This window comes from Janthinobacterium sp. J1-1 (genome assembly GCF_030944405.1).
GTDB lineage: Bacteria > Pseudomonadota > Gammaproteobacteria > Burkholderiales > Burkholderiaceae_D > Janthinobacterium.
Genome location: NZ_CP132339.1, coordinates 1692957 through 1706368, shown reverse-complemented (window position 1 = coordinate 1706368; position 13412 = coordinate 1692957). Strand labels below are relative to the sequence as shown.

Sequence of the window (13412 nt, the reverse complement as noted above, 5' to 3'; positions counted from 1 at the left end):
TGTTCCTGGCGGCGGCTGAGGGATTAAAGCTGGAAGTATTTGCGTGCGTTTTCGTAGCAGATGCCGCGCACGATGGTGGACAGCGCCTCGAAGTCATTCGGATACTCTCCGCCGTGCACCCATTCGCCGATCTGGCGGCACACCAGGCGGCGGAAATAGTCGTGGCGCGGGTAGGACGCGAAGCTGCGCGAATCGGTCACCATGCCCACAAACACGCCCAGCACGCTGTGATTGCCGAAGCCGACCAGCTGCTGCAGATTGCCCTCTTTATGGTCGTTGAACCACCAGGCCGGGCCGAACTGCAGCTTGCCGGCGACGGTGCCGTCCTGGAAGTTGCCGACCATGGTCGACAGCACTTCGTTCATGTTCGGATTCAGGCAGAACAGCATGGTTTTCGGCAGGCGGTCGTCCTGGTCCAGGGCGTTCAGCAAGGAGGCCAGGCCGGCGCTGGTGCCCAGGTCCGAGATCGAGTCGTAGCCCGTGTCCGGCCCCAGCTTGGCGCGCATGCGGTCGTTATTGTTGCGCTGGGCGCCGATATGCAGACACATGGTCCAGCCGTAGTTGGCGTACACGCGGCCGATCGCTTCGAGCAGACCGCGCAGGTACAGGCCGTTTTCCACGTCCGTCAACAAGGTGCCTTGCAGGCGCCTGGCGAACAGCGCTTCGAGTTCTTCGGGCGTCGCGCCCACCACCGGCAAGCTGACGTCGACTGCATGGTCCGAGATGCGCGCGCCACGCGAGTGGAAGAACTCCACGCGCACGGCCAGCGCGGCGATCAGCGAGGCAAACGAGGTGACGGGCACTTGCGCCACGTCGCCCAGGCGTTTCAGGTATTCCACGAAGCGCGGCTGGTTGATGCGCATGGCCTTGTCGGGACGGTAGGCCGGCAGCACGCGGGTCTTCAGTGCGGAGGCGGCAATTTCCCCATGCTGCAGCAGGTCGTCGGCCGGGTCGTCGGTGGTGCAGGCGATTTCCACGCCTGCTTGCTCCAGCAGCGACCAGGTGTCCATCGTGGCCAGCTTGGCGTTGGCCTGTTCCCAGATCGCGTCGGCATTCGCCTCGTTGATGATCAGGTCGATATTGAAGATGCGGCGCAGTTCCAGGTGGCTCCAGTGGTGGATCGGATTGCCGATGGCGAGAGGCAGCACCTTGCAGAAGGCACGGAATTTTTCCTGGTCCGAGCGCTCGCCCGTGATGAATTCCTCGGCCACACCCGAGGTGCGCATCAAGCGCCATTTGTAGTGGTCGCCCGCCAGCCACAGCTCGGCGATATTGCGGAAGGTCTTGCGCGCGGCGATTTCGCCTTGTTGCAGGTGCGAGTGGTAATCGATGATCGGCAGGTCGGCCGCCACTTCGTGATACAGCTTGCGGGCCGTCTCGGTGGTGAGTAGAAAATCCTGGTTCATGAACTCGGTCATCGCTGCCATCTCCTTGCTTTGCATGTTTTGTCGTGGCACCAACTTGGCGCACTCTGATATATCAGGATATTAAACGTAATATATCAGCGTAAGCAAGCGCAAAAGTGAAGAGGGAGCAAAAGAGTTAGGCGTGGATACAACAGCCAAGGTGAAGAAGCAGCCAGGACGCGCAAGCAGCTGGCAGGCTGGCAGTGAGGAAGCTTGACAAAACCTGGGGGTTCGTCATGCGCACCGGTGGCACCATCTTGAAAACTGCGCGAGAAAGCGCTAACATATCAACTGATGATATATATAGGCCATGAAGACCGATCCTGCCATCGATACCCTGCTGGACCTGGACGGGTCACTGCTCGACCAGGAAAACGGCTACTGGATCAAGATCGAGGCGCAGCGATCGGCTGTCTCGGACGAAGTACCGCACGGCATACGCTACTCGCTGACGCTGCATGAACCGTATGGCAAACGCATACTGGGTTACGACAACGCGCATCTCATCAAGCCGCCAAAGAAATTCAAGTATGCGGGACGGATCCTGGCTTTCGATCACAAGCACCGGCATGTTTCAGACCAGGGCGTGCCGTATGAATTCAAGGATGCGCAACAATTGTTGAACGATTTCTTTGCGGATGTCGACCGCGTGCTTCAGGAGGTAAAAAAGTAATGAAACCGATTTTTATAGGCATCATGCCGCAAGAGAAGATTCGCGAACGCGTGCTGGCGATCGCCAGTGGCAGCTACAAGCCACAACCCGACGAACCGAAAGTCTGGTTTGTCTCCATGAAGTCGCTGGCCGAAGTGCTCAGCGATGAAAACCGGGCGCTGCTGCACGTGATCGGGGACATGCAACCTGAGTCGATTTCCGCATTGGCCGAGGTCACCGGCCGCAAGCAGAGCAACCTGTCACGCACGCTGAAAACGATGTCGCATTACGGCATCGTGGAATTGCAGCGGGAACGCAATCAGGTGCGCCCTGTCGTCAAAGCAACTGAGTTCCGGATTGTGGCGCAGTGATGCGCCTAGGAAGCTGATTCCAGTGTTTTCCATTGCTGCAATTTGGCCTCATACGCCAGCGTGTACGCCGGGCTGCTCGACGGCAGGCTGACAATGCGGTAACGCTCTGCCTGTCCACCCAGCACCTTCAAACCCAGCCTGGCCGCCGTGCCGCCGTTGAAGGCGATGGTGTCCAGCCGCGGCAGGCTGGCGGCCAGCGCCACCAGGTCGTTATCGTCGCGCTCGCGGATATTGCTGTCCAGGCTGCCCGAGCGCTGCGCCTGCGCCACCACGTCCCACAGCCCGACCCCATGCGCCAACAGCGTCGACAGGCGCGCTTCATACGGCAGGCTTTTCAGCTCGACGCCCAGCACTTCCCCCAGCAGCAGCCAGAACTTGTTTTGCGGATGGGCATAGTACTGGCCGTGCGCCAGCGACTTTTCGCCGGGCAGGCTGCCCAGTATCAGCAGCCGCGTGTTGGCGTCGACGACGGGATCGAAGCAGCGTTTGCGGGTGTCAATGGTAGCGAGGGGTGGAATCAACTGCGGTTCCTGTGTCGGATGGGCAAGCCACCATTCTACGCGCTCAGGCCAGCAGCAAACCGGTGTAGAATTTCCGGACAATGACTACAGAGACTGCCATGCGCACCATCGACACCCTGCTGGCGCAGTACGGCGACAGCCACCGCAATCCCGTCAATGAATGGGTGCACATCGTCTGCGTGCCGCTGATCGTGTTCAGTGTGCTGGGCTTGCTGTGGAGCGTGCATGCGGTGGTGGCGCTGGCGGGCAGCGTGGCCGCCCTGGCGTACTATGTAAAACTGTCGCGGCCGTTTGCGCTCGGCATGCTGGCGATGCTGGCCCTGATGCTGATCGCGCTGGCGGCGATGCAGCCAATCGTGATTCTGCCGCTGTCGCTGGTGCTGTTCGTGTTGGCCTGGATCGGCCAGTTCATCGGTCACCAGATCGAGGGCAGGAAACCGTCGTTCCTGGACGATGTGCGCTTTTTGCTGATCGGTCCGCTGTTCGTGCTGGGCTTTGCGTACCGGCGCTTGCGGCTGGCTTATTAGTGTTGAGGTAACAGATTATTACCATTGCACTCTGTTTATCAACGGCAACTTGTCTTATCATTAATGTGCAGCCGATGCCATCCGGTGCGATCGGCGCACTATCTTTTTATCCCTGGAGTTGAACATGAAAACATCGATTATTGCCGTGGCCTTGTTGGCCACCCTGGCCGGTTGCGCCGTACAACCGAATTCAGCCAATGTGTACAAGGCGCGCCAGGCGCAGAATGAACAGTCGGTGCGCATGGGCACCGTGGAATCCGTGCGCCAGGTCACCATCGACAAGGGCGAAAGCGGCACCGGCGTGCTGGCCGGTGCGGCGCTCGGTGGCGTGGCCGGTTCGGCCGTGGGCGGCGGCAAGGGAGCCATCGCGGCCAGCATCCTCGGTGCGGTGGCGGGCGGCATTGCCGGCCAGAGCATCGAAGCGAACTCGGCGAACAAGCCCGGCTTTGAAATCACCGTGCGCCTGGACAATGGCGACCTGCGCGCCATCGTGCAAGATGCGGACGAGCAATTCCGTCCCGGTGAACGCGTGCGCCTGCTGTCCGATGGCCGCACCACCCGCGTAACGCATTAAGCTTAGCCGAAGCTGCCGGTCGCCATCAAACTGGCGGCCGGCGCCATGCCTTCATGCAGCCAGATGGCGATCAAGGTTGTCACCACCACGTAGACGATCACGGTCCATACTTTGAAGTGCAGCGAGGCTGGCATGATGGGCTCCCTGAAGAGTTGAAGTCGGAAAATATTGAATTAATAATAATATAAATATTTTCATAAAATCAATATTTTTCATCATCCCTGCTCTGGCTCAAGCCACGCCGTGGCGCCGATGCTGCGCTGGTCAAGCCCTAAGCGACACCGTATACTGTCGCGATGTCCTCTCCCCTCCTGTTTATTACCGCCTGCCTGATCTGGGGCTCCACGTTCTGGGCCATCACCTTGCAACTGGGCGATGTCGCCCCCGCCGTTTCCGTGGTCTACCGCTTCGGCCTGGCCTCCGCCACCCTGTTTGCCTGGTGCGCCATCCGCGGCGATACCCTGCACCTGCCCTGGCGCGCGCAAAAATGGATGATGCTGCAAGGGCTGGCCTCGTTCGCGCTCAGCTATGTGTGCACTTACAGCTCGGAGCAATACCTGGTCTCCGCCCTGGTCAGCGTGCTGTTCGCGCTGATGGTGTTCTGGACGCCGCTGCTCAACCGCCTGGCCTTCGGCACGCCGATCACCGTTTCCACCTGTTTTGCGGGGGCGGTCGCCATCTGCGGCATCGTGCTGCTGTTCTACCAGTCGATCGATGCGGCCTTGAAAGAGATCCTCGGAGGTGGCAACGGCCACTTTTTGCTCGGCTTTATGCTGGCCTTGGTGGCGACTGTCGCCAGCACGGTCGGCAATGCGCTGGTGATGAAAGTGCGCAGCCATTCGAGCAATGTGATGCTGACCATGGCGTGGACCATGTTGTGGGGCACCCTGATGGTGGCAGTCTGGGCGCTGGCGACGGGCCAGGCCTGGACCCTGCCGGCGCGCGCCAGCTACTGGATGGGCCTGGTCTACCTGGCCGTGTTCGGCTCGGTCATTGCGTTCAGCGCCTATTTCACCCTGATCGCCCGCATCGGCACACAAAAGACCGTGTATATCGGTGTGGTCACGCCCGTCATTTCCGTGCTGCTGTCGATACAGTTCGAACACTACCGCCCGGCCGCCATCGAATGGCTGGGCATGGTGCTGTGTCTGGCCAGCGTGGCCTGGGCCTTGACCTCAGGCGCGCGCAAGACCCGCATCGCCTCCCCGATTTCCGCCTCACCTACCGCAAAGGCACCATGAGCAACTCGTCCACCCTCGCCATCCGTCCCGCCCAAGCCGCCGACGTGGCCGCCATCTTCGGCATGATCCACGAACTGGCCGTCTTTGAAAAACTCGACCACATGATGATCGCCACGCCCGACATGCTGCACGACAGCCTGTTCGGCCCGCAGCCCGCCTGCGAAGCGCTGGTCGGCACGGAAGACGGCGAGGTCGTCACCTTCGCCCTGTTCTTCCACAATTTCTCGACCTTTCTGTGCCGCAAAGGCCTGTACCTGGAAGACCTGTACGTGAAACAGGCCGCGCGCGGCAAGGGTTATGGCAAGCAGATGCTGGTCGCCCTGGCGCAACTGGCAGTCGAACGCAACTGCGGCCGCTTCGAATGGTCGGTGCTGGACTGGAACGAAAACGCCATCAATTTTTACCAGGGCATGGGCGCCGACGTGATGCCCGACTGGCGCATCTGCCGCGTGACCGGGGAAGCATTGACGAAATTATCAGCGGGCAAACCGCAAGGAATTTCCCAATAACGTTTCGACGCATGACCAGACCGTCGCGAGCGGCAGGGAGAGGCGGCCAAGAAGCGCAACCGTACTCAAGTACGGTGAGCATCGCAAGCTGCCTATCCCAACGCGCAGCAGGTCTGGTCAGCGTCCACCACGCAAAAAAAAACCTCACGGGCTAGCGGCACCGTGAGGTAGAACCCATTGTCAAGTGGGAGGGGGAGAATTCAATCAACGGAATGAATATAAACGTTGCACAATACGCTGAGGCCTACCCTTACATTTGCTTACCAGCTCTTACATTTCATCGGTAATTCGTTACTATTTCCGTGGCTCAATCAATGTGCCATGCAAGCCGATCTGCTGCTGCGCGGCGCCGCCCTGGTGCTGTCTGTTTTTGTAGAAGAAGGCAATACAGCAGGCAACAAAGTGGCGTGTCATGCAAATCTCCTTGAGGGTTTAGGACCGGCTGCGCAAGAGGATGCATGCAGCGCGGGAGGTTCAGTGTGGCATCTTCCCGCGTTTGGGCTTTGTGCAAGATCAAGTCCGCAGCCTGCCCTCGCGGTGCACCGCCCACCGCTCCACCAGTTCAAAGATACCCTGCGTTAATAGCGCCAGCACGGCGGCGGGAATCGCGCCGGCCAGCAGCATGTCGTTGTCGTTCAGCGCCAGGCCGATGGTGATGCGTTCGCCATAGCCGCCGGCGCCGATAAAGGCGGCAATGGTGGCCGTGCCCACGCTCATCACGGCGGCAGTCTTCACGCCGGCCAGGATCACCGGCAAGGCCAGCGGCAAGTCCACATGCAGCAGGCGGTCGCGGCGGGTCAGGCCCAGCGCCAGCGCCGCCATGCGCAGCCCCGGCGGGATCTGCAGGATGCCGGTGCAGGTATTGCGCACGATGGGCAGCAGCGCGTAGACGAACAGCGCCACCAGGGCCGGCACCATGCCGATCATGCCCAGCAGCGGTATCAGCATCGCCAGCAGCGCCAGCGAGGGGACGGTTTGCAAGACGCCCACCAGCGCCAGCACGGTTTGCCGCAGCGGCGCATAAAACGCCGCCAGCACGCCCAGCGGCACGCCGACCAGGCAGGCCAGCGCCACCGACAGCAGCACCAGGGTCAGGTGCTGGCGCGTCAGGGTCCATAAATCGTCTCCGATGATTTTATCGAGCAGCCCGGCGCGCGCTGCGCTTGCTGCCGGCTTGCCGCCGCCGGACGCCAGCCATTCGCTGGCAACCACCGCAAAGCTCTTGCCGTCGATTTCCACGGCCGCATTCATGGCGATCATGGCCTGCTCGCTGATGCGCCCTTCCAGCTTTTGCAGCGCCTGCCAGGCGGCGGGAAAGTGCTTGGGCATATCCAGGCGGTACAGCAGCATGGCGTCGTAGCGGGGAAAATACTGCTGCGTGTCGGCCAGCACGCGCAGGCCGTACTGGCGGATCTTCGCGTCGGTCGAATAGATATCGATCACATCGACCTGCCGCTGCGCCAGCGCTTCATAGGCGATGCCGTGATCGAGTCCGCGCGGGCGCTGCGGCAGGCCATAGCGCGCGGCCAAGCCCGGCCAGCCATCGACGCGGCCGATGAATTCATGCGACAGGCCGAATTTCAATGCCGGATGCGTGGCCAGGTCCGCCAGGCTGGCGATGCTCTTGTCGTCGCCGCGCATGGCCAGCGCATAGGTATTGTTGAAGCCCAGCGGCACGGCCACGCCCAGGCCCAGCGCCGCCAGTTCGCGCCGCATCTGCTCCAGGGTCATCGGCTTGTCATGTTTCAGCATTTCGCTGGCAATCGTGCCCGTGTATTCCGCATACAGGTCGATGCTCCCGGCCTGCAGCGCGGCCAGCACGATGGCCGTGTTGCCCAGGCCCTGGCGATGTTCGGCCTTGACCTGCGGCGCGACGCTTTGCCGCACGATCTCGCCCAGGATATACGATTCCGTAAAGCGCTTCGAGCCCACCTTCAGGGTGCCCGTGTCCATGGCATGGGCCGGCGAGGTGCAGCAGAAAACAAACAAGGCCAATAAATGAATGACGCGCACGCGGCGCTCCCCGACGAATGATCAATCGGGCAAGCTTACCACCGGCATGCGCCACACGCCGCCGTGCACCACGCCCGCGCAGGGATTCAATCCCATCGCATACGACAGGTCGGCCGGACGGGCGATGCGCCACAGCGCGAAATCGGCGCGCTTGCCCACCGCCAGGCTCCCCCTGTCATGCTGCAGGCCCAGCGCGCGCGCCGCATGGATGGTGGCACCGGCCAGCGCCTCCTGCGGCGTCAAGCGCCACAAGGTGCAGGCCATGTTCATCGCCAGCAGCAAGGAGGTCAGCGGCGAGGTGCCGGGGTTGCAGTCGGTCGATACCGCCATCGGCACACCGGCCGCGCGCAGGGCGGCAATCGGCGGCGGCTGCGTTTCGCGCAAAAAGTAGTACGCGCCCGGCAGCAGCACGGCCACCGTGCCGTGGCGCGCCATGGCGGCGATGCCGTCGTCGCTCAAAAACTCCAGGTGGTCGGCCGACAAGCCGCCAAACTGCGCCACCAGCGCCGCGCCACCCTGGTCCGACAGCTGCTCGGCATGCAGTTTCACGGGCAGGCCCAGCGCCTGCGCCGCGGCGAATACCCGCCGCGTCTGCGCCGGCGTAAAGCCGATGCGCTCGCAAAAGGCGTCGACCGCGTCGACCAGGCCAGACGCTGCCAGCGCCGGCAGCATCTGGCGGCACACCAGCTCGATATAGTCGTCCGGCCGGCCGGCGTATTCGGGCGGCAGCGCATGCGCACCGAGAAATGTGGTGCGCACGCTGACCGGTAGTTGCTCGCCGATGGCGCGCGCCACGCGCAGCATTTTCGCCTCGGTTTCCAAGTCCAGCCCATAGCCGGACTTGATCTCCAGAGTGGTCACGCCTTCGGCCAGCAAGGCCAGCACGCGCGGCAGGCTTTGCGCCAGCAGCTCGTCTGCGCTGGCGGCACGCGTGGCGCGCACGGTGGAGATGATGCCGCCGCCGGCGCGGGCGATGTCCTCGTAGGTGGCGCCATTGAGGCGCGCTTCGAATTCGCCGCTGCGGTTGCCGGCGTGGACGATGTGCGTGTGGCAGTCGATCAGGCCGGGCGTGAGCCAGCAGCCGCCGCCATCGTGCACGGTGGCGGCCTGGCTTGTGGGCAGTGCCGCGCGTGGGCCCAGCCAGGCGATGCGTCCGTCCTCGACGGCGATTGCGCCATCCAGGATCTCGCCGTAGCCGTTATTGGTGTCATAGGCGTCATCGCCGGCCATGGTCGCCAGGTGCACATTGGTCAACAACAGGTCCCAGGCCATGGGCGGCCTTTAATTGGCGATGAGGTCGACGACGAACACCGTGGCCTGGGCCGATTCCAGCGTCCAGTCCTGTTCGCCTTCCAGCACCAGCAGGTCGTAGCGCACCAGCGCCAGCCGTTCGCACGCGCTGCTCACCGACAGGCTCTCGCCATCGGCCAGGAACACCAGCGTGGTGCCGCTGCGGCGCGGCAGCGGCACGCTGCCGCCGACCACGAACGGTACGATCCGGTGGCGGTAGCTGCCGCGCCGGGTGAGGACGTTGAAGTCGAGCGTGGACTGGCCGTTGACGGTGGCATGGACGGGATCTTCGCCGGCAAACTCCACCAGCGGTTCGCCGGGACTGAGCACCACGCGCTCGTCGCCGACCTCGAGCAGCACGCCGTCGCCGGCGACCATCACCAGCGTGCGGTCCACGCCGGGAAACTGCGAGAACGGACCATCTTCGGCAATGCTGGCCAGGCTCACGCGCCAGTCGAAATTGTCGAGGCCGGCGCCGGGCGGCGACATCGCCAGTTCGGTGGTGACGCCGCCGCCGTTCTTCCACGGCGTGGGCCGCAGGCTTGCGTACTGGATCAGCCGGTTCATTGAAACTCCCTCAGTTCTGTCATCGTTTGCTTGAAGCGCGCAGCAATCGCCTGCTGCGCCACATGTTGTGCGTTGCGTACCACCCACCTGCCGCCGACCATGACGTCACGCACCAGGTTGTCGTTGCCGCTGAAGACCAGGCTGCCCAGCACCTCGTGCAGCGCCAGGCCCCACAGCTTGGGATGCGCGCCGTCGAGCACCAGCACGTCGGCCCGGCGGCCCGGCGTCAGCGCGCCCACCGGCCGCCCCGCCGCCTGCGCCCCGCCCTGCAAGGCGCCCTGCCATAAAAAGTCGCCCACCTGGCGCCGCTCGCTGGACACCGCGATATTGCGGCGCTGCTGCCGCAGGCGCTGGCCATACTCGAGCCAGCGCAGTTCTTCCACCGGGCTTTGCGACACGTGGCTGTCGCTGCCGATGCCAAAGCGCCCGCCTGCCGCCAGAAACGCTTCGAGCGGGAACAGGCCGTCGCCCAGGTTGGCCTCGGTGGTGGGACACAAACCCGCCACCGCGCCGCTGGCGGCGATGTGCGAAATCTCGCTTGCGTCCAGATGGGTGGCGTGCACCAGGCACCAGCGCGCGTCGACAGTCACCCGATCGTACAGATACCGCACCGGCCGCATGCCGGTCGCGGCCAGGCACTGATCGACTTCGGCCTGCTGCTCGGCGATGTGGAGATGGATCGGGCGCCCGGCCGGCAAGGCCGCCGCCACCTGCGCGATCTGCGCCATCGATGCCGCGCGCAGCGAATGCGGCGCCACCCCCACCTCGGTCTGGCCGTCGCGCAGCGGCGCCAAAGCCTCGATCACGCGCAGCACGTCGTCGGCATCGGTGCGGAAACGCTGCTGCTCCGGTTTCAACGCGCTGTCGTTAAATCCTGAATAACTATACAACACCGGCAGCATGGTGACGCCGATTCCAGCCAACCCCGCGGCGGCAATCACGCGCTCGGCGGTTTCGGCCGGCCGGTCGTACCAGGCGCCGTTCGGCTGGCGTTGCACATAGTGGAATTCGCACACCGAGGTATAGCCGTGGCGCAGGCATTCGGAGAACAGCTGGGCGGCAATCGCCTCGATTTGGTCGGGCGTGATGTTGCGCGCGAAGCGGTACATCAGGTCGCGCCAGGTCCAGAAGCTGTCATGGCTGCCAGGGCCATCAGCGGCGAATTCCGTGCGCCCGCCCAGCGCGCGCTGGAAGCTGTGCGAGTGCAGGTTGACCATCCCTGGCAGTACGTACTCGGCCAGCTCCACGCCATCGGGCGGCACGGCGTTATCGATCACGCTCGTCAAGTCGCCATGCGCATCCCAGGCCAGCAGCACGTCGCGGCGCCAGCCTTGCGGCAGCAGCGCATGGCGCGCAAAGAGCTTCACCGCCGCACCCACGCCACGGCCGCTTCCATCACGGCTTGCAGCAGCGGCTGCACCTGCGCTGCCAGGTCGGGGCGATAGGCAAACGGCGCCGCTTCGTCCATATACAGGCACTGGCACATTTCAAGCTGGATCGCGTGCACGCGGCGCGCAGGCTGTCCGTAGTGGCGCGTGATATGGCCACCCTTGAAGCGGCCGTTCAAGGCTACCGTCAATTGTTCTTGCGAGCGCGCCAGGCCGACCACGGCGGACGTCAGGCCGGGATCGCAACTGGCGCCATCGGCCGTGCCGAAATTGAGGTCGGGCAGCTTGCCGTCGAAAAAACGCGGCACATGCGAGGCGATCGAATGGGCTTCCCACAGCACCACCGCGCCATGCACGCGCAGCAGGCGCTCGAGCTCCTGCTGCAGCTGGCGGTGATACGGCGCCCAGTAACGCTCCACGCGCCGCTGCCGGTCGTGCACGTCAGGCTCCTGCCCCGCCAGATACAGCGGCTCGCGGTGGAAGGTATCCATCGGCAGCAGGCCGGTCGTGTCCTGGCCCGGATACAGATTCGTGTCCTCCTGCGGCCGGTTCAGATCGACCACATAGCGCGACCAGCGCGCCGACAGCACCGACGCATCCATCTGCCGCAGGTAGCCATGCAGCTCGCGCAGATGCCAGTCGGTATCGGCTTTCTGCAGCGCCTGCGGCGTCATGCGTGCGGCGATCTCGTCGGGGATATCGACGCCCACATGCGGCATCGATACCAGCAGCGGGATGCTGCCTGCATCAAATTGATAATCCATGATGGTCTCCTGGCGCCGTTCAATCGTACAGCGGCGCGAACAGCTGCTTGCAGGTCAGGCTCAAGTCGCCGGCAAGCACCATCTGTCGGGCGGCCTCGATATCGGGCGCGAAGTAACGGTCGGCGTCAAAGAACGGCACCTTCTGGCGCAGCTGATGGTGCACGTGTTCCAGCTGCGGCGAGGTTTTCAAGGGGCGGTGGAAATCGATGCCCTGCGCCGCCGCCAGTAATTCAATCCCGACGATGACGGCCGTATTGTGCGCCATGTCATCCAGGCGGCGTCCGGCGTAGGTGGCCATGCTGACATGGTCTTCCTGGTTGGCGGAAGTCGGCAGGCTGTCGACGCTGGCCGGGTGCGCCAGCGACTTGTTTTCCGACGCCAGCGCCGCCGCCGTCACATGCGCGATCATAAAGCCGGAATTGATGCCCGGCTCGCGCACCAGGAACGGCGGCAGGCCGGACAAGGTCGCGTCGATCAGCAGCGCGATGCGGCGTTCGGCCAGCGCGCCGATTTCGGCGATCGCCAGCGCCAGGGTATCGGCCGCAAAGGCGACCGGTTCAGCATGGAAATTGCCGCCCGAGACGATTTCGGCCAGGGTGCCAGGTCCGTCCTGGAACAGCAGCGGATTGTCGGTGACGGCATTCGCTTCGATCAGCAGGGTGCGGCGCGCATTGACGATCAGGTCCAGGCAGGCGCCCATCACCTGCGGCTGGCAGCGCAGGCTGTACGGGTCCTGCACGCGCTCGTCGCCTTCCAGGTGCGAGGCGCGGATGGTGCTGTGCGCCACCAGCTGGCGGTACATCTGCGCCGCCAGGATCTGCCCCGGCTGGCCGCGCACGGCATGCACGCGCGCGTCGAACGGCGCATCGCTGCCCTTGGCCGCGTCCAGCGACAGCGCGCCCGTCACCATCGCCGCTTCCAGCAGCCGCTCGGCCATGAACAGGCCGTGCAGCGCCAGCGCGGTCGACACCTGCGTGCCGTTGATCAGCGCCAGGCCCTCTTTCGCCGCCAGCACCACCGGTGCGATGCCGGCCTGCGCCAACGCTTCCGGCGCCGGCATCAGCACGCCATGCATGCGAACGTCGCCCACGCCCAGCATGGCCAGGGTCATGTGCGACAGCGGGGCCAGGTCGCCCGAGGCGCCCACCGAACCCTTGGCGGGAATCGCCGGCATGATGCCCGCGTTGTACAGCGCAATCAGGGTGTCGACGATCAGCGGGCGCACGCCCGAATAGCCGCGCGCCAGGCTGCCGATCTTCATCAGCATGATCAAGCGCACCACCGCGTCGGACAGCAGTTCGCCGGTGCCGACCGAGTGCGACAAAATCAGGTTGCGCTGCAGTTGTTCCAGCTTGTCGTCGGGGATGCGCGTCTTGGCCAGCAGGCCGAAGCCGGTATTAATGCCATACGCCGCATCGCCCTTGGCGACGATCGCCCGCACGGCCGCGGCCGAACTCTCGATCACGCCATAGGCTTCGGCAGCGAGGATCAGTTTTGCCGGCGCGGCCCAGGCCCACACCGCGCGCAGCTCGGCCAGGGTCATCGCGCCCGGTTTCAGGGTCCAGCTTTTCAGTGGTGGTGTCATGTTT

15 protein-coding genes are annotated in these 13412 nt (G+C 63.9%); 6 read left to right on the top strand and 9 right to left on the bottom strand.

The genetic code is table 11. The features are described from left to right. Positions 1 to 23 precede the first annotated feature (23 nt). Entirely contained in the window at positions 24 to 1418 is a 1395-nt protein-coding gene (uxaC, locus tag Q8L25_RS07720) for a glucuronate isomerase (RefSeq protein ID WP_308924303.1), read from the bottom strand. Between the two features lie 298 nt (positions 1419 to 1716). On the opposite strand from uxaC, the gene Q8L25_RS07715 reads away from it, so the two are divergent. Continuing rightward, entirely contained in the window at positions 1717 to 2079 is a 363-nt protein-coding gene (locus tag Q8L25_RS07715) for a DUF6516 family protein (RefSeq protein WP_308924302.1), read from the top strand. After that, complete coding sequence (locus Q8L25_RS07710; RefSeq protein WP_308924301.1) at positions 2079 to 2429, top strand: transcriptional regulator; 351 nt, start codon at positions 2079 to 2081, stop codon at positions 2427 to 2429. Before Q8L25_RS07715 ends, Q8L25_RS07710 begins: the two co-directional genes overlap by 1 nt. Before the next feature lie 5 nt (positions 2430 to 2434). On the opposite strand, the gene Q8L25_RS07705 is transcribed toward Q8L25_RS07710, so the two are convergent. After that, positions 2435 to 2950, bottom strand: a complete 516-nt coding sequence (locus Q8L25_RS07705; RefSeq protein WP_308924300.1) for a DNA-deoxyinosine glycosylase — start codon at positions 2948 to 2950, stop codon at positions 2435 to 2437. Between the two features lie 80 nt (positions 2951 to 3030). Here Q8L25_RS07705 and Q8L25_RS07700 point away from each other — a divergent pair, with 80 nt between their 5' ends. After that, on the top strand, positions 3031 to 3477 hold the full coding sequence (locus tag Q8L25_RS07700; protein WP_308924299.1) for an Mpo1-like protein: 447 nt from the start codon (positions 3031 to 3033) through the stop codon (positions 3475 to 3477). Between the two features lie 124 nt (positions 3478 to 3601). Continuing rightward, positions 3602 to 4051 carry a glycine zipper 2TM domain-containing protein gene (locus Q8L25_RS07695; RefSeq protein ID WP_308924298.1) on the top strand — a complete coding sequence of 150 codons (450 nt, stop codon included), beginning with the start codon at positions 3602 to 3604 and terminating at the stop codon, positions 4049 to 4051. Positions 4052 to 4053: 2 nt separating this feature from the next. Here the strand turns inward: Q8L25_RS07695 and Q8L25_RS07690 are convergent, their stop codons facing one another. After that, positions 4054 to 4185 (bottom strand): hypothetical protein, encoded by a 132-nt coding sequence (locus tag Q8L25_RS07690; RefSeq protein WP_308924297.1) that lies wholly within the window; start codon positions 4183 to 4185, stop codon positions 4054 to 4056. Positions 4186 to 4347: 162 nt separating this feature from the next. Here Q8L25_RS07690 and Q8L25_RS07685 point away from each other — a divergent pair, with 162 nt between their 5' ends. Together Q8L25_RS07685 and Q8L25_RS07680 are read left to right on the top strand one after the other, a co-directional pair. Then, the gene (locus Q8L25_RS07685; protein ID WP_308924296.1) at positions 4348 to 5292 is read left to right on the top strand and encodes an EamA family transporter; all 945 of its coding nucleotides are present in this window, start codon (positions 4348 to 4350) and stop codon (positions 5290 to 5292) included. Further along, on the top strand, positions 5289 to 5801 hold the full coding sequence (locus Q8L25_RS07680; protein ID WP_308924295.1) for a GNAT family N-acetyltransferase: 513 nt from the start codon (positions 5289 to 5291) through the stop codon (positions 5799 to 5801). The genes Q8L25_RS07685 and Q8L25_RS07680 overlap by 4 nt, the downstream gene beginning before the upstream one ends. 513 nt (positions 5802 to 6314) lie before the next feature. Here the strand turns inward: Q8L25_RS07680 and Q8L25_RS07675 are convergent. From Q8L25_RS07675 to hutH, 6 genes are all read right to left on the bottom strand, one after another. Continuing rightward, positions 6315 to 7754: a glycine betaine ABC transporter substrate-binding protein gene (locus tag Q8L25_RS07675; RefSeq protein WP_308925680.1), complete on the bottom strand. Its 1440-nt coding sequence runs from the start codon at positions 7752 to 7754 to the stop codon at positions 6315 to 6317. 81 nt (positions 7755 to 7835) lie between these two features. Then, positions 7836 to 9086 (bottom strand): imidazolonepropionase, encoded by a 1251-nt coding sequence (gene hutI, locus Q8L25_RS07670; RefSeq protein ID WP_308924294.1) that lies wholly within the window; start codon positions 9084 to 9086, stop codon positions 7836 to 7838. 9 nt (positions 9087 to 9095) lie between these two features. Next, positions 9096 to 9671 carry a HutD family protein gene (locus Q8L25_RS07665; RefSeq protein ID WP_308924293.1) on the bottom strand — a complete coding sequence of 192 codons (576 nt, stop codon included), beginning with the start codon at positions 9669 to 9671 and terminating at the stop codon, positions 9096 to 9098. Then, entirely contained in the window at positions 9668 to 11038 is a 1371-nt protein-coding gene (locus Q8L25_RS07660) for a formimidoylglutamate deiminase (protein WP_308924292.1), read from the bottom strand. The genes Q8L25_RS07665 and Q8L25_RS07660 overlap by 4 nt, the downstream gene beginning before the upstream one ends. Then, the gene (hutG, locus tag Q8L25_RS07655; protein WP_308924291.1) at positions 11035 to 11823 is read right to left on the bottom strand and encodes an N-formylglutamate deformylase; all 789 of its coding nucleotides are present in this window, start codon (positions 11821 to 11823) and stop codon (positions 11035 to 11037) included. The genes Q8L25_RS07660 and hutG overlap by 4 nt, the downstream gene beginning before the upstream one ends. Before the next feature lie 19 nt (positions 11824 to 11842). Continuing rightward, positions 11843 to 13408: a histidine ammonia-lyase gene (gene hutH, locus Q8L25_RS07650; RefSeq protein WP_308924290.1), complete on the bottom strand. Its 1566-nt coding sequence runs from the start codon at positions 13406 to 13408 to the stop codon at positions 11843 to 11845. Between the last annotated feature and the right edge of the window lie 4 nt (positions 13409 to 13412).